The 15,642-nt window shown below is 64.0% G+C and carries 16 protein-coding genes; 10 read left to right on the forward strand and 6 right to left on the reverse strand.

Features of this window, described 5'->3' with window-relative positions; translation table 11 throughout:
• The 3 genes from ACSQ27_RS13870 to ACSQ27_RS13880 all read right to left on the reverse strand — a co-directional run bounded on the left by ACSQ27_RS13870 (position 1) and on the right by ACSQ27_RS13880 (position 5,228).
• Positions 1 to 2,073 carry a protein kinase domain-containing protein gene (locus ACSQ27_RS13870; RefSeq protein WP_436156066.1) on the reverse strand — a complete coding sequence of 691 codons (2,073 nt, stop codon included), beginning with the start codon at positions 2,071 to 2,073 and terminating at the stop codon, positions 1 to 3.
• Complete coding sequence (locus ACSQ27_RS13875; protein ID WP_436156067.1) at positions 2,070 to 4,070, reverse strand: sensor histidine kinase; 2,001 nt, start codon at positions 4,068 to 4,070, stop codon at positions 2,070 to 2,072. Before ACSQ27_RS13875 ends, ACSQ27_RS13870 begins: the two co-directional genes overlap by 4 nt.
• A 171-nt stretch (positions 4,071 to 4,241) precedes the next feature.
• Positions 4,242 to 5,228, reverse strand: a complete 987-nt coding sequence (locus ACSQ27_RS13880; protein WP_436156068.1) for a 23S rRNA (adenine(2030)-N(6))-methyltransferase RlmJ — start codon at positions 5,226 to 5,228, stop codon at positions 4,242 to 4,244.
• Between the two features lie 206 nt (positions 5,229 to 5,434).
• Here ACSQ27_RS13880 and rplM point away from each other — a divergent pair, with 206 nt between their 5' ends.
• The 6 genes from rplM (at position 5,435) to mdtD (ending at position 9,709) form a co-directional block, all read left to right on the forward strand.
• Positions 5,435 to 5,863, forward strand: coding sequence for a 50S ribosomal protein L13 (gene rplM, locus ACSQ27_RS13885; protein WP_007867557.1), 429 nt, complete (start codon positions 5,435 to 5,437; stop codon positions 5,861 to 5,863).
• Between the two features lie 10 nt (positions 5,864 to 5,873).
• Entirely contained in the window at positions 5,874 to 6,266 is a 393-nt protein-coding gene (gene rpsI / locus ACSQ27_RS13890) for a 30S ribosomal protein S9 (protein WP_007867568.1), read from the forward strand.
• A gap of 191 nt (positions 6,267 to 6,457) precedes the next feature.
• Positions 6,458 to 7,165 carry a DUF6776 family protein gene (locus ACSQ27_RS13895; protein ID WP_436156069.1) on the forward strand — a complete coding sequence of 236 codons (708 nt, stop codon included), beginning with the start codon at positions 6,458 to 6,460 and terminating at the stop codon, positions 7,163 to 7,165.
• Between the two features lie 69 nt (positions 7,166 to 7,234).
• Positions 7,235 to 7,636, forward strand: a complete 402-nt coding sequence (locus ACSQ27_RS13900) for a bactofilin family protein (protein ID WP_436156070.1) — start codon at positions 7,235 to 7,237, stop codon at positions 7,634 to 7,636.
• A 168-nt stretch (positions 7,637 to 7,804) separates the two neighbouring features.
• Positions 7,805 to 8,170 (forward strand): iron-sulfur cluster insertion protein ErpA, encoded by a 366-nt coding sequence (gene erpA, locus ACSQ27_RS13905; protein ID WP_122955163.1) that lies wholly within the window; start codon positions 7,805 to 7,807, stop codon positions 8,168 to 8,170.
• Between the two features lie 117 nt (positions 8,171 to 8,287).
• On the forward strand, positions 8,288 to 9,709 hold the full coding sequence (mdtD, locus tag ACSQ27_RS13910; RefSeq protein ID WP_436156071.1) for a multidrug transporter subunit MdtD: 1,422 nt from the start codon (positions 8,288 to 8,290) through the stop codon (positions 9,707 to 9,709).
• Between the two features lie 644 nt (positions 9,710 to 10,353).
• Here the strand turns inward: mdtD and ACSQ27_RS13915 are convergent.
• From ACSQ27_RS13915 to ACSQ27_RS13925, 3 genes are read right to left on the reverse strand one after another with little or no spacing between them, the layout of a single operon-like run.
• Entirely contained in the window at positions 10,354 to 11,316 is a 963-nt protein-coding gene (locus tag ACSQ27_RS13915; RefSeq protein ID WP_436156072.1) for an ROK family protein, read from the reverse strand.
• Positions 11,317 to 11,332: 16 nt separating this feature from the next.
• The gene (locus tag ACSQ27_RS13920) at positions 11,333 to 11,527 is read right to left on the reverse strand and encodes a DUF2905 domain-containing protein (protein ID WP_436156073.1); all 195 of its coding nucleotides are present in this window, start codon (positions 11,525 to 11,527) and stop codon (positions 11,333 to 11,335) included.
• Positions 11,528 to 11,544: 17 nt separating this feature from the next.
• Positions 11,545 to 12,651, reverse strand: a complete 1,107-nt coding sequence (locus ACSQ27_RS13925) for a class I SAM-dependent methyltransferase (protein WP_436156074.1) — start codon at positions 12,649 to 12,651, stop codon at positions 11,545 to 11,547.
• A 95-nt stretch (positions 12,652 to 12,746) separates the two neighbouring features.
• Here ACSQ27_RS13925 and ACSQ27_RS13930 point away from each other — a divergent pair, with 95 nt between their 5' ends.
• From ACSQ27_RS13930 to ACSQ27_RS13945, 4 genes are read left to right on the forward strand one after another with little or no spacing between them, the layout of a single operon-like run.
• Positions 12,747 to 13,544, forward strand: a complete 798-nt coding sequence (locus tag ACSQ27_RS13930) for an SDR family oxidoreductase (RefSeq protein WP_436156075.1) — start codon at positions 12,747 to 12,749, stop codon at positions 13,542 to 13,544.
• A 53-nt stretch (positions 13,545 to 13,597) separates the two neighbouring features.
• Entirely contained in the window at positions 13,598 to 13,969 is a 372-nt protein-coding gene (locus ACSQ27_RS13935; RefSeq protein ID WP_436156076.1) for a dihydroneopterin aldolase, read from the forward strand.
• Between the two features lie 20 nt (positions 13,970 to 13,989).
• Positions 13,990 to 14,940, forward strand: a complete 951-nt coding sequence (ttcA, locus tag ACSQ27_RS13940) for a tRNA 2-thiocytidine(32) synthetase TtcA (RefSeq protein WP_436156077.1) — start codon at positions 13,990 to 13,992, stop codon at positions 14,938 to 14,940.
• A 32-nt stretch (positions 14,941 to 14,972) separates the two neighbouring features.
• Positions 14,973 to 15,596, forward strand: coding sequence for a DUF4136 domain-containing protein (locus ACSQ27_RS13945; protein ID WP_436156078.1), 624 nt, complete (start codon positions 14,973 to 14,975; stop codon positions 15,594 to 15,596).
• The last annotated feature ends 46 nt before the right edge of the window (positions 15,597 to 15,642 follow it).

Here is a 15,642-nt window from a genome sequence, read left to right on the forward strand (position 1 = left end):
CTACAAACTGATTTCGGGTGCGGGCGCCACAGCCTCAAGCTCCAGCAGAAAAGCTTCGGCTGATTCATAACGCTGCTCGGGCCTTTTGGCCATCAGCTTGTTGACGATGCCTTGCAGGTCGGCATGCGCGGCCGGCAGTGCGGGGGTTTCGGCATTCAGGTGCTTGGCGAGCAGCAGCTCGAGTGACTCGGCGATGTATGGCCTGCGGTGGGCCAGCATTTCAAACAGCATCACACCCAGGCTGTAGAGGTCGGACAGGGCCGTGACCTTGCGACCGGTGGCCTGCTCGGGGCTCATGTAATAGGGGGTGCCGACCACGTCGCCGTGGTGGGTCTGCGTCAGGCCCATGTTCTGCGACTGCAGCATGGACTTGGCGATGCCGAAGTCGGCCAGCGCCACGCTGCCGTCGGCGCGCAGCATGACGTTTTCGGGCTTGATGTCGCGGTGCACGATGCCGTGCGCGTGGATGGCCGACAGCGCCTGCGCGATTTCGCGCGCGACCATGAGCGCCTGCGGCCGCGCCAGGCTGGGGCCGAACAGGCCGCGCAGATCGCCGCGCTCGAAGTATTCCATCGCGATGTAGGCATGCTCGTCGGTGAAGCCCTGGTCATAGATCTTGATGACATGCGGATGGTCTATCTTGCAGAGCAGGGCGTATTCCTGGATGAAGCGCACCAGGTGCTCGGAGGCCTCCTTGCCGCGCGAATCGAGTACCTTGAGCACGATGGGCAGGCCGTCGGACTCGCGCTCGCTGAGGTAGACCTCGGTCATGCCGCCCGCGCCTATCTTGCGCGTGATGCGGTAGCCCTTGAGCCGCACCGGCTCGGTGCTGGCGTCGAAGCGCAGATCCTTGAGGGCGGAGAGCTTGGAGTCCAGCGCCCCTTTGACGGCGCGCGCGGTGATGTCGGAGTTGGCGCGCACCGCGTCGCTGATCTCCTTGGCGCGCTCGGTCAGGCTGGCCATGCCGTGGATCTTGTCCTCCATGGTAGTGACCAGGCCGATGACTTCCATCACGTCGATGGCGAGGTTCTTGCCCGGCACCACCAGCGAGGTGTGGGTGCCGGTCTGTATGCCGGTGCCGGCCAGGCCCAGGGCTTCTTCGCTGGCCATGACGGTCCAGCCCATTTCCTCGGAAGCGCTTTCCAGGCGCGCCGCCAGGGTCACGGTTTCGCCGACGGGGGTGACCTCTTTGTTCTGCTGCGTGCCGAGCTGGCACAGCGTGACGGCGCCGCTATGGATGCCCACGCCCATGGCAAAGGGCGGCAGGGCGCGTGCGCCGAAGCGTTCGTCCAGCCAGTCGCGGAATTCATGCGTGGCCAGCGCCATGGCCAGGGCGGCGGAAATCGCGCGGCGCGGGGCCGGCAGCGGCGAGCCGGTCATGGTGTCCGAGAACACCGCCATCAGGCCGTCGCCGATGAACTTGATGTGGCGGCCGCTGTTCTTCAGCACCGGCTCGGAGGCGCGTTCGAAGTATTCTGTGAGCAGTTGCGACACTTCGGCGGCGTTGAGCTTTTCGGCAATGGAGGTGAAGTTGCGGATGCTGGCGACCAGCACCGTGGCGCTGGAGATTTCTTCGGTTTGCGCCGTGGCGGGAATGTCCACGGGGACCGAGTCGGGCCGGTCGCCGCTGATGCGGTTGGAGAAGGCGGCGCGCAGGCGCGCTTCGCCGGCGGCCACTTCCGAATCGATGGCTTCGCGCACCCGCGCTTTTTTCTTGAGCTGGGCATTGACGGCGTCCAGCAGCTCGGCGCGGCTGAAGGGCTTGGACAGGTAGTCGTCTGCACCGGAGGTCATGCCGCGGCGCATGCTGTCGCGGTCGTCCAGCGCCGTGAGCAGCATGAAGGGGGTGTTGGCCATGTCCTGGTCGGCGCGCAGGGTGGCCAGCAGCTCAAAGCCGTTCATGCCGGGCATGCCGACGTCGGAGATGATCAGGTCGGGCCTGCTGGCGCGGGCCAGCGCCAGGCCTTGCACGCCGTCGGATGCGGCGGCGGTCTCAAAGCCTTCGAGCTTGAGCAGGCGCACGATGTTGCTGCGGATGGCGTCGTCGTCTTCAACGATCAGAATCAGGGTCATGTATGTCCTTGGGAAATGGGCAGGCTGACCGTGAACCGGCTGCCTGCGCCTGGCGTGCTCGCCACTTCGATTTTGCCGTGGTGCAGGTCGACGGCGTGTTTCACGATGGCCAGGCCCAGGCCCGAGCCCTGCCGGTTGCCGACGTTGGAGCCGCGGTGAAAGCTCTCGAACAGCCGCGGCAGGTCGGCGGCCGGGATGCCTATGCCTTCGTCGCTGACCTGCAGGATCAACTCGTCCTTGCCGCCGCCCAGCGTCAGCACCACCACGCTGCCCGGGGCGGAATACTTGCAGGCATTGGTCAGCAGGTTGCTGGCGATGTGGCGTATCAGCCGTTCGTCGAGCATGACCAGCTGCGAAAAAGCGTCGTGGCCGACCGGCGCCTCGAATTCGATGGCGTGCTGGCCGGCGTCGCTGGTGTGCACCTCGGTCACGAGCTTGCGGCACAGCGCCGCGATGTCCACCGGCCGCAGATTGAGCCTGAGCTTGCCGGCGTCGGCCTGGCCGACGGTCAGCATGTCTTCGAGCATGCCCTGCATGCGCTTCACCGCGACCACCAGGTCGGCCATGATGTCCTGGCGCTCGCGGTGCGTGATTTTTTCGCCGTAGTGCTCTATCAGTTCGGCCGAGGACAGGATCGTCGCCAGCGGCGTGCGGAACTCGTGCGAGGCCATGGAGACGAAGCGGGTCTTGAGTTCGCCCAGTTCGCGCTCGCGCACCAGCGCGCGCCGGGTTTCCTCGTCGGCTTCCTTGCGGCGCGTGATGTCCACGTAAGTCCAGACCGAACCGTCCTCGGGCCGGCCGCGGTCCAGTGCCGAGCCGTCCAGCTGCACCCAGATCAGCTCGCCGTTCTTGCGGCGCATGCGCGCTTCCGCCGAGAACAGGCCGGTCTGCGTGATCTGCGCGTAGGCCAGCGCGCCCAGGCGCTCGAACTCTTCGTCGTCGGGGTAGTGCACCCGGGTTTCCTGGCCCAGCAGCTCGGCCGGGCTGTAGCCCAGCATGGCGGCCAGCGTGCGGTTCAGCCACTGGTGGCGACGCGCCTTCAGGAAGGTCACGCCGACGGCGGTGGTCTCCAGGATGGCCTCGCGCTGCGCCAGCGCGCTCTTGAGTTCGTGGTCGAGCCGGCGTCGTTCGCTGATGTCGGACATGAGCACCAGCAGGGCCGGCTCGCCGTCCCACTCGATGCGCGTGCCGTAGATGCTGGCCCAGCCGGTGCGCAGCGAGGGCGCCATGGCCTCGCGCGGCGGCGTGATGAAACGCGCCTCATAGGCGCTGACCATGGTGCCCGACTGCATGAGTTCGCGGCGCTGCTGCACGATGGGCCGGTCGTCGGGGTGTATCAGGTGCAGCGAAGGCAGGCCGGTGAGCGTGCAGCCGAACAGCTCCTGCGCGCTGGCATTGGCAAAGCGGACGATGCCTTTTTGCACCACGAGGATGGTGTCGTTGACGTTTTCCACGACCGCGCGGTAGCGCTCGGCGGCGGACTGGGTCAGGGCCTCCAGCCTTTTGCGTTCGGTGACGTCCTTCAGGAAAAACAGGTCTGCCGGCGCGCCCTCCCAGTCCACCAGCACGCCGTTGATTTCCACCCAGGACACCGTGCCGTCGTCGCGCTGGAACCGCGCCTCAAAGGCCGGGACGACCTGGCCCGCGGCGCGCAGCTGGTGCTTGCCGGAAACAAAGTCGCGGTCTTCCGGGTGGATGAACTCAATCATGGGCCGGTCGGCCATGCTGCCGGCCTGCGTGCCCAGCAAGGCCAGGCAGGGCGGATTGGCGAAGCGGAGCAGTCCGCCCTGGCCCACGCAGATGTTTTCGGTCGCCAGGTCGACCATGGTCTGGTAGCGCGCCAGCGAGGCGCCCAGCTCGCGCGTGCGCAGCGCGACCTGGCGCGCGATCTCGGCTTCCATGGATTCCTCGTCCGCCGGGACCGGGTAGTCCGTACGCGGCCCGCGGCCGGGCGTGCCGGGCAGGGCGGGGGAAGTCGGATGTGCCTGAGCGGGCATGAAGGTTGTCAAACGCCGGTGAGAGGTCAGGAGGGCAGGGGCTGCGGACGCGGGAAAGGTGACAGGCAACCTTGCCACAACTCACCGCGGCGGTAAAGACCGGAAAACATGTGCGTGCGAGGCTGCAAACCGGCTAGCCTCGGCGTCGCCAGACCTTTGCCCCCGTGCGCTTCAGCCGCCGTGTTCCAGCGTGAAGCCCGCGTTGCGGTCCTGGCCCAGCAACGCGACCATTTGCGGCAGGGCGGCCTGCAGCTCGGCTTTGAGCGTGTGCGGCGGGTTGATGACGAACATGCCGCTGGCGGGAAGGCCCGGGCGAATCACTTCCCCGGTCGTATCTGTCGTTAACTTGCTTGATTTCACCGTTAAAGCCGCATTCAGCCAGCTGCGGCCGCTTTTGACGGCCAGGGTTTTGAGTTTTCGCGGCAAATCGTGCGCTTCAGGCCGCGGAATGATGGGGTACCAGACCACATAGGTGCCGGTGGCAAAACGCTTGAGGGCGTCGGCCATGCAGGTGGCCACGCGGCCGTAGTCGCTTTTCATTTCGTAGCTGGGATCGCAGAGCACCATGGCCCGGCGGGCCGGCGGCGGCAGAAAGGTTTTCAGGGCTTCAAAGCCGTCTTCACGGGCAACGGCCACCTGGCGGCCCACGCCCAGCTGCTCGATGTTGCCGGAAAGCGACTTGAAATCGGTGGGGTGCAGCTCGAACAGCTTGAGCTTGTCGCGCCCGCTCAGGAATTGCTGCTCGATGAAGGGGGAGCCCGGGTAAATCTTGAGATGGGCGAGGTCGCCGGTTTCGGAGAACTGCGGGTTCAGGCCGCGCAGCAGGTCAATATAGTCCTGCAGCGCCGGCGCCCAGGCCGGTGCGGCGGCAGGTTTGCCTGCGTCGGCTGCTGCGGTTTTGGGAGCAGCAGGCGCCTTCTTGGCGGGGGCTGGAGCCGCTTTGGGCTCGGACAGCAGGCGGAAAATGCCTTCCTGGGCCTCGCCGCTGGTTTCGGTATAGTCACCGTCCAGCCGGTACAGGCCCGCGCCCGCGTGTGTGTCGATCACGGTCAGCGCCGTGTCTTTCTGGGTCAGGTACTTCATCAACGCGATCAGCGTGGTGTGCTTGAGCACGTCGGCGTGGTTGCCTGCGTGGAAGGCGTGGCGATAGGAAAACATGGGGCTATCCTACCTTCTTGCCGGGGGGGAATGCCTTAAAACCGGCCAAATATTGACGCAAGTCCTTGATTTTTCATATAATCGTGGGCTCTGCAGCGCCTAGTGGTTCCGCGGCAGGGCTAGCAAATACTGCCTAAGAGGTTCTCATCAGAAGAACACCGACCGCAGAAAAGAACCCGACAAACCATTTTTTCGAAAGAAAACTCATGAAAACGTTCAGCGCAAAACCCGCTGACGTGACGCACGAGTGGTTTGTGATTGACGCGACCGACAAGGTCCTCGGACGAGTAGCCAGCGAAGTTGCTCTCCGTTTGCGCGGCAAACACAAGGCCATTTATACGCCTCACGTCGATACCGGTGACTTCATCGTCATCATCAACGCAGCCCAGCTGCGCGTCACCGGCGCCAAGTCGACCGACAAGATCTACTATCGCCATTCCGGATATCCAGGCGGCATCACTGCCACCAACTTCCGCGACATGCAAGCCAAGCACCCCGGCCGCGCTTTGGAAAAAGCCGTCAAGGGCATGCTGCCCAAGGGCCCGCTCGGCTACGCCATGATCAAGAAACTCAAGGTGTACGGTGGTGCAGAGCACCCGCATACCGCCCAACAGCCCAAAGTGCTGGACATCTAAGGAGCCATTGATGATTGGTGAATGGAACAATGGCACCGGCCGTCGCAAATCCAGCGTCGCCCGTGTGTTTATCAAAAAAGGCACCGGCAAGATCACGATCAATGATCGTGACATCCAGGTGTTCTTCGGTCGTGAAACCTCGATCATGATCTGCCGCCAACCCCTGTTTCTGACGAACCACGTCGAGACGTTTGACATCATGGTCAACGTCCACGGCGGCGGCGAGTCCGGCCAGGCCGGCGCAGTGCGCCACGGTATCACCCGTGCGCTGATCGATTACGACGCAACGCTGAAGCCGGCCCTGAGCCAGGCCGGCTTTGTGACCCGCGATGCACGTGAAGTCGAACGTAAAAAAGTCGGTTTCCGTTCTGCTCGCCGTCGCAAGCAGTTCAGCAAGCGCTAAATCCGCTTCGCTCTCCAAAAAAGCCGCCTGGTGCAAGCCTGGCGGCTTTTTTCATGGGCTGTCCATCCGGCGAACCCGGATGCAAACCCTTACTGTGGCTTTACCGCCTTTTGCGGGTATTAATACCCCGTCAGGGCCTTGTCTGCGTGCACAATGCACGCTCCCCGAACCGAAAACAGCAGGGCCCTTTTTTGAAATTTCGCCTGTTTCGCCGTCGCCTGACCATCAGTTCCCCGCGCATGTCGGTGCGCAGCTCGCTCCCTTGGCCCTTGCGCTGGATCGCCGGCGCCCTGATGCTCGGCTTTTCCGGCGCCATCGCCTTGTGGGCCTTCGAGTTCGGCAAAGGCATCACCGGCACGGACACGGGCAGCAAGGAAGAACTGGTGCTGCTGCGGCAGGAGTTGGCCAGCCTGCGCGCGGACCGCGACAAGGCCCAGTCCATCGCCAACACATCGGGCAGCCTGCTGACCGCCGAAAAAGCCGCCCAGGAAAAAATGATGAGCCAGATCCGGCAACTGGAGTCGGACAACCGCAGCCTGCGCGACGACCTCGGCTTTTTCGAAAAGCTGCTGCCGGCCGGCAGCGCCGAAGTCGCCACCATCCGCAGCCTGCAGGCTGAAAGACTGTCCGACACCCAGCTCAAATGGCAGGTGCTGGTCATCCAGGCCGAAAAGGCCGCCCCGAATTTCAACGGAAAACTCGACCTGACCGTCCACGGAACCCAGGCCGGCAAGCCCTGGAGCATGACTTTGCCCGGGGGGCCGCAAACTTTACAGTTCAAACAGTACCGGCGTGTGGAGGGTGTCCTCGACTTGCCCCCCCAAGCCGTGGTACAAAGTGTTACAGCTAAAGTCATTGAGGGAACAGCGGTCAGATCTGCCCAGACCTTCAAGCTTTGAAGAAATGAATTTGAATTTCCCTCCAGCCATCCCGCCCATTGCACACCGACCCAGCACAGGAATCTTTGTATGTTTGGAAAAAAGAAACAGCCGCCCATCAAAAGCCTGATTGCCCAGGGCAGCTGTATTGAAGGCAACCTGAAGTTCACCGACGGCCTGCGCATAGACGGCGAGGTCATCGGCGACATCCGCGCCGCCGAAGGCAGCTCCAGCATCCTGGTGATCAGCGAATCCGCCACCGTGACCGGCTATATCCACGCAGACCACGTCATCATCAACGGCCGCGTCATGGGGCCCGTGCACGCTTCCGAACTGCTCGAGCTGCAACCCAAGGCCAAGATCGAGGGCGACGTGTCCTACAAGGCGCTTGAAATGCACCAGGGCGCCGTCATCTTTGGACAGTTGCGCCCCACCACGCACCCGGAGCTGGAAGAAAAACCCACGCTCAAGCTGGCGGCCAACAATATCTGAGCCTGTGGGCTGAATTGAGCGAGTAAGCGCTCACAAATAGGTGGCGCGGCCTAACACGCATGGGCGTTATGGTTGATTGAATTGCTGTACTATTTGCCCATCAGTGCCGCCAGAGCCTGCAGCCCCGAATCGCGGACGATGTTCGCTTGATGATGTATTGGAGTCCCCATGAGTGCCGTTGCCGAAAATATCCAGACCGAAATGCCCGCGCCTTTTGTCTTCACCGACAGCGCCGCGTCCAAGGTGGCTGAACTGATCGCCGAAGAAGGCAATCCCGACCTGAAGCTGCGTGTGTTCGTGCAGGGCGGCGGCTGCTCCGGCTTCCAGTATGGTTTCACCTTTGATGAAATCACCAACGAAGACGACACCACCATGACCAAGAACGGCGTGTCCTTGCTGATCGACGCCATGAGCTACCAGTACCTGGTGGGCGCCGAGATCGACTACAAGGACGATCTTGAAGGCGCCCAGTTCGTCATCAAGAACCCCAACGCCACCAGCACCTGCGGCTGCGGTTCCAGCTTCTCGGCCTGAGGCGAACCCGCACCCCTGCTAAAAAAGCCGCCCTCGAGGCGGCTTTTTGCTGTCCGGCCGTATCACTCGATCTGTTCAATGCGCTGAACCAAGTCCGCCTTTTCTCATCTTTCATCCATGCAGGCAGAAGAAAAATCATTGCGTGTGCTGCTCTGGCTGGTGGCCATCGGCTTCTTCATGCAGACCCTGGACGCCACCATCGTCAACACCACCCTCCCGGCCATGGCCCGCAGTTTCGGCGAAAGCCCCTTGCGCATGCAGTCGGTGGTGGTGGCCTATTCCCTCACCATGGCCATGCTGATCCCCGCCTCCGGCTGGATCGCCGACCGTTTCGGCACGCGGCGCGTGTATGTGGGCGCGATCTCCCTGTTCGTCATCGGCTCGATTGCCTGCGCGCTGTCCGGCAATTTGATGCAGCTGGTGGCCGCGCGCGTGGTGCAGGGCATGGGCGGGGCGCTGCTGCTGCCGGTGGGCCGGCTTGCCGTGCTGCGCGCCTTCCCGCGCGAACGCTTTTTGCAGGCCATGAGTTTCATCGCCATTCCGGGCCTGATCGGCCCGCTGATAGGCCCCACCCTGGGCGGCTGGCTGGTCGAGGTGGCCACCTGGCACTGGGTCTTCCTCATCAATATTCCGGTGGGGCTGCTGGGCGGGGTGGCGACGGTGTTCTATATGCAGGACAACCCGCGGTTGCAGGTGCCGCGCTTTGACCTGCCGGGTTATCTGTTCCTGGCCTTCGGCATGGTGGCCGTCTCGCTCGCGGTCGACGGGCTGTCGGGCCTGGGCCTGAAGCAGGCCAGCGTGCTGGTGCTGCTGGTGTTCGGCATGGCCAGCCTGACCGCCTACTGGCTGCACGCGGCCAAGCAGCCCGATCCGCTGTTTTCACCCAAGCTGTTTTCGATTCCCACGCTCAGCATCGGCCTGCTTGGCAACCTGTTCTCGCGCCTGGGCAGCTCATGCATGCCTTTCCTGGTGCCCTTGCTGCTGCAGGTCAGCCTGGACTATTCGCCGCTGCAGGCCGGCATGATGATGGTGCCCGTCGCCGTGGCCAGCATGCTGGTCAAGCGCGTCACCACGCCGCTGATCACGCGCTACGGCTACCGCCGGGTGCTGGTCACCAACACCGCGCTGGTAGGCCTCACCATGGCCAGCTTCGCGCTCATCACGCCGGCACAGCCGCTGTGGCTGCACATCGTGCAACTGGCCTGTTTCGGCGCGGTCAATTCCATGCAGTTCACCGCGATGAACACCGTCACCCTGCGCGACCTGGACAGCAGCATGGCCAGCAGCGGCAACAGCCTGCTGTCCATGGTGCAGATGCTGGCCATGAGCATGGGCGTCGCCGCCGCCGGCGCGGTGCTGGCCGCCTTCACGGGTTTCTTCGGCACCGGTGAGGCGGTGCAGACGCTGCATTCCTTCCAGGCGACGTTTGCCGCGATGGGGCTGATCACGCTGGCCTCGGCGGGGATCTTCTGGCAGCTTTCGCCGGAGGTGAGGCTGGTGAAGAAGGCTGAAGCTTCTGAAGCTTCGGGACAGGGGTAGGTTTTGCTTGTTTCGGCGGCGGGTCCTTTGCTTAGACCTGCTGGCCGGGGATTGCCCGGCAGCAAGTAACTTTCTTTTGCTTCGCCAAAAGAAAGTCACCAAAGAAAAGGCGACCCGCAGTCTGGGTCCCCTGCGCTTCGCTCCGGGGCAACCTGCGGTGCTCGAGCCAAGCGGGGTCCGGCTAAACTCGCTTCGCTCAGACAACGCCGGCCCTGATCCGCTTGTCTCTGCGCTCCTCGGCCCAGCCAGGACGGGGCAATCGGGAGCGGGGACAAAAGACAAAGAAACAAACCAAGACAAACAAGGACTCGCCACGGCGAGTCCTTGTTTCTTCAGGTATTCGGTATTTGAATTTGGTATTCCTTCCCCACCCCTTGTGGATGCGCCGAGGAGCGCAGGTTCAGGCGGATCAGGGATCGCGTTGTTTGAGCCGAAGGCGAGTTTAGCGAGACCCCGCCTGAACCGAGCACCGCAGGTTGCCCGTAGCGAAGCGAAGGGACGCAGCAACCAGGGTCGCCTTTTCTTTTGCTTACTTTTCTTTTGGCGAAGCAAAAGAAAAGTAAGTTGCTGCCGGGCAACCCCCGGCCAGCAGGACCAAGCAAAGGACAGGGGAAGCGCGCAAGCCGGCGCAAGACCCGGCAAGCTCAGCTTACTAACGCCAAAGCCCCAAAATCCCCAACCCTCTCCCCCAGGCCGGCAGCCACCAACTCAAACTCATCCGTCAACGCAGGCAGCTTGCCATGGATCTGCGCACTCAGGCGAGGCAGCAAATACTCCCGGTGATTCCAGAACACGCCGCCGCCCAGGCTGATGCGTTCCAGGTCCAGGGTGGCGACCATGTTGTAGAGGCCGCGTCCCAGCACGCGGCACAGTTCGTCGACGATGGTTTGTGCGGCCGCGTCGCCGGCCTGCGCGGCGGCGAACAGTGCGGAGGCGCCGGGATAGCCCGAGCCGGCAAAGCGCCGTGCGATCGCGTTGCCGGCGACCACGCCTTCAAGGTCGCCCATGTTGCCGCAGCCGCACAGCGCGTCGCTCTGGTCGCTGACAAAGGTGTGGCCCGCGTGGCCGGCGTTGCCGTGTTTGCCGCGCAGGATGCGGCCGTCCACGCAGAGGCCGAAGCCTATGCCGGTGCTCCAGGTCACGTAGGCGCAGTGGCTGTATCCCTGCAGCGCGCCCCAGCGGCGCTCAGCCTGCAGGGCGCCGATCCCGTCGTTTTCGAGGCGGAGTTTTTCGGCAAAACGACCGCGCAGCGGCGCTTCCAGCGGTACGCTGACCCAGTCGTTGGGCAGGCCGCGCGCCGGGCCGGCCATGCCGCCGCAGATATTGGGATTGGAAATTTCCAGCATGCCGTTTACGGCGATAAAGGGTCCGCAGGACGACACGCCGACGGCCGTGATGTCCTGCTCGCGGACGCCGGCGGCCTCGCAAGCCTGGTCCAGCATGCGCAGCACCTGGCGCGCGACGGTGTCGGGCGGGCCGGCTTTTTCGGTGGGTTCCACGCGGCGGGATTGCAAAGCCAGCGAGGCCTGGGCCAGGCTGAGTTCTTGCCCGCCTTCAATCAGGCTGACCGCGATCTTGGTGCCTCCCAGGTCGACGCAGGCTTTCATGGTGGGCTGTGCTTCCTTAAAGAATTTTGGCGACCAGGCTGGCGATAAAGCTCAGCAGGATGGTGGTGGTGAGCGGAATAAACCATTCGCGCCCGAACAGTCGAAAACGCAGGTCGCCGGGCAGCTTGCCGAAACCCAGCTTCTGCAGCAGCGGGCTGAACCAACTGATCAGCACCAGGGCCAGGAAGATAACAATAAACCAGCGGATCATGATGGCCAGTTTAGGGCCTAGAGCTTATGGCTGCGGTCACCCGTGGCAAAGCCCATGGGCTCCCACACCGACTGGTCTTTGGCGCCGAAGGCGATGACCTTGAACAGCTCGCCCATTTCGTGCTCGGCGATCAGTTTTTGCACCATGATGCGCTGCTCCAGCGGTGCATCCTCCATACCGTCGACCAGGCCGCAGTTCAGTAAAAACCGCCCCTGGCTGGTATAGCCCAGCACCTCCAGCCCGGCCTCCTGGCCGGCCAGGGCGATGCCGGTGAAGTTGACATGTGCGGTGATGTCCTTGCTGCCTACGTCGGCCAAGGCATCGGCGTCCGCCAGGTGGCCGCGGTGGCACATCACGGTGCCCATGCTGCGCTGCGGGTGGTAGTACTCGTGCTCCGGGAAGCCGTAGTCAAGCAGGAAGATGGCGCCGGCCTCCAGCCGGTCGGCCAGGGTGGCGACAAAACCTTCGGCCTGGGGATGGATTTCGGTGAGGTAGTCATGCGCCCCTTCCACGTCGAAAGGCGGCCGCAGCGCGGTGCGCTGGTCGGCATACAGAAAGCCGCCCTCATGCACCACCACGCCGCGTTCGTGCCAGACGCCCTTGAGGCGCGCCAGCAGCTTGACCGGCATGGCGTCCAGCACCTCGTTGCCCAGCACCACGCCGCGCATCTTCGCCGGCAGTTCCGTCGCCCATTGGACCTTGCCGCCGTAGGCGGCCAGCCGTTCGCGCTGGCGTGCCTGCAGGCTGCCCGATAGATCCACGATGGTGTAGCGCTCCAGCCGATCGCCCAGCGCCTCCAGCACCTGCTGCGCCAGTGCGCCCGAGCCCGCGCCGAACTCCCAGATTTCGGCCGTGCCGGTGGCCTCCAGGGCCTGGGCCGCCTGGCGCGCCAGGGCCTGGCCGAAACGCGGCGACAGCTCGGGTGCAGTGACAAAATCGCTGCCGGTGCCCGGCATCAGGCCGAATTTGCGCGAATCGTTGGCGTAGTAGCCCAGACCCGGGGTATAGAGGGCCAGCGCCATGAACTGGTCAAAACCCAGCCAGCCGCCGGCGGCCTCAATGGCCTTGGCGATATGGGCGGCGAGGCCGGTCGTTAAAATAGGGGTATCGGTCGTCGGGGTCATGGGTCACCACCCGCCATTGTCGGCGATCCCCACGGCCTCCTCATCCCGCGCCCCACCACCTTTTTTGCCCTCTTTTTGAGCCTCGACGCCCGCCCATGAACCCTGTTCCGTCCTCTCCTCCCGTGGTCCTGGTGACCGGCGCCTCGCGGCGGCTGGGGCGCGAGATCGCCTTGGCGCTGGCGGCCGGCGGCTGGCAAGTGGCGGTGCACTACCGCGACTCCGAGGCCGAAGCCATGGCCACCGTCGCCGACTGCGCCAGGCTGGCCGGCGCCTCGGCGGCTTTCCAGGCGGACCTGGGCGACGAAGCCGCGGTGCGCGCCCTGCTGCCGGCCGTGGCCGCGCGCATGGGGCGGGTCGATGCGGTGGTCAACAACGCCTCCACCTTTGAGCAGGACAGCGCCGCCAGCTTCGGCTTTGCGGCCCTGGACAAGCACCTGCACAGCAACACCGGTGCCGCCGTGCTGCTGGCGCAGGCGCTGCATGCCCACATCGCGGCGCGCGGCGGAGAGGGCGCGCAAAGCGCGGAAGGCGCCCAGGGCGCCGTGGTCAACCTGCTGGACCAGAAGCTCTGGAACCAGAATCCCGATTTTTTCAGCTACACCCTCTCCAAAGCCGCGCTGGAAGCGGCCGGCACCATGCTGGCGCTGGCGCTCGCGCCCCTGGTACGGGTGGTCGGCGTCGCGCCCGGCCTCACGCTGACCAGCCATTTGCTGAGCGACGCGCAGTTCGAGGCCAGGCACAAGCTGTCGCCGCTGGGCCGGTCGTCCACGCCCGCCGACGTTGCGGCCGCGGTCAAATTCGCGCTGGAGAACCGCTCCATCACCGGCACCACGCTGCTGGTGGACGGCGGCCAGCACCTGATGAAGTTCGAACGTGATTTTTCGCTGATGTGAACCGGCGGAACCGGCTGACACACCACCTCCCCTCATCCACCAAGACTGTCGCCATGTACAACACCCGGGGCACCCAGATCCTGAACCTCAGCGGCTTGCGCTTCGACGCCAACCTGGGCATTCTGGACCACGAAAAAACCGCGCCGCAGCCCATACAGGTCGACGCCGAGCTGAACCTGGGCACGCAGCCGCTGCTGCCCCATGACGACGACATCCACCATGTGCTGGACTACCGCAAGGTGCGCCAGATCATCATCAGCGAATGCACGGCGGAGCACAGCAACCTGCTGGAGAGCCTGATCGGCAAGCTGGCGCACCGCCTGATGCGGCTGCCCGGCGTGCTGGGCGTGCGCGTGAAGATCGCGAAGCTTGAAATTTTTGACGACTGCGAAGTAGCCATTCGCGTCGAGACGGGGCAGTGGTGAACGATATGGGAGCAAGTGATATGAGTGCAGTCTGGGAAGAAGCCGTGGCGGAGTACGAGCAGCAGGAAAGCTCCGCGCGCGTGCAGAACAGCATGAAGATAGAGCGCGAGGACCACAAGCTCGAAAAACGCCTGTGCCGCGAGGTTGGCCGCGCCATCGTCGACTTCAACATGATTGAAGAGGGCGACAAGGTCATGGTCTGCGTCTCGGGCGGGAAAGACAGCTACGCCATGCTCGACATCCTGCTCAAGCTGCAAAAACGCGCGCCCATCAACTTCGAGCTGGTGGCCGTCAACCTCGACCAGAAGCAGCCCGGTTTCCCCGAGCACATCCTGCCGGAGTACCTCGGCAAGCTGGGCGTGCCCTTCCACATCGAAAACCAGGATACCTACAGCATCGTCAAGCGCGTGATCCCCGAAGGCAAGACGCTGTGCTCGCTGTGTTCGCGCCTGCGCCGCGGCATCCTGTACCGCGTGGCCGGCGAACTCGGCTGCACCAAGGTCGCGCTGGGCCACCACCGCGACGACATGCTGCAGACCTTTTTCCTGAACATGTTCTTCGCGGCCAAGCTCAAGGGCATGCCGCCCAAGCTGGTCAGCGACGACGGCAAGAACGTGGTGATACGCCCCATGGCCTACGTCACCGAAAAAGACCTGACGCGCTGGGCGCAAGTGCGCGAGTTCCCCATCATCCCGTGCACGCTGTGCGGCAGCCAGGAAAACCTGCAGCGCAAGCAGGTCGGCAACATGCTGCGCGAGTGGGAGAAAAAATTCCCCGGCCGGCTCGAGAACATGTTCGCCTCGCTGCAGAACATCGTGCCCTCGCACCTGATGGACAACAAACGCCACGACTTCAAGGGCATCAAGGCCACCGGCGTGGCCGACGCCGACGGCGACAAGGCCTTCGACGCCGAGGAATTCCAGGAGCCACGCCTGCCCGGCGCCTCCGTCATCGGCATCCAATCCCGCTGATCATTCTCAATACCTTTCACCATGGAGGTTTTATGAAGCGCACATTTACCACCATTTTTTCCATCGCCGCCCTTGCGCTTTTCATGAGCGGCTGTTCCACGGTTCGTGTGGTCGACAGCGACGTCACCGCCTTTTACAACTGGAACGGCCCGCCCCCGGCGCCAGGTACGCCTTATCGCTTTGAGCGCCTGCCTTCCCAGCAGCTGGTGGGCTCGCCCCAGGACGCCATCGAAAGCATCGCGCGCAACGCGCTGGCCAAAGTGGGGATGGAGCTCAACCCGCCCGTCGCGCGCTACAGCGTGCAAATCGTGGCCAACACCCAGATCGTCGACCGCGGGCCTTATGGCTACAGCCCCTACGGCGGCTTTGGCTTTGGAAGCGGTGTGTTTGTGGGCGGCGGCAACCGCGGCGCCTCGGTTGGCCTGTCCTTCCCGATTGGCGGTGGGATTGCCGAGCCGCCTTATTTCAAGCGCGACCTGAGCATCGTGATGCGTGATTTGCGGACCAACCAGGTCGCTTTTGAAACACGCGCCCTGCACGACGGCGTCTGGGGTGACACCCTGGCCGTACTGCCCGCCATGCTGGATTCGGCCCTGCGCGGCTTCCCGCAACCGCCGCCAGGCACGCGCCGAATCAATGTAGAGATTCCTCGGTAAATGTGGCCCCCACGCTTTTCACTTCGTGTAATGCGCTGCCCCCCGA

The organism is Polaromonas sp. LjRoot131, assembly GCF_964252805.1.
Taxonomy (GTDB): Bacteria; Pseudomonadota; Gammaproteobacteria; order Burkholderiales; family Burkholderiaceae_C; genus Polaromonas.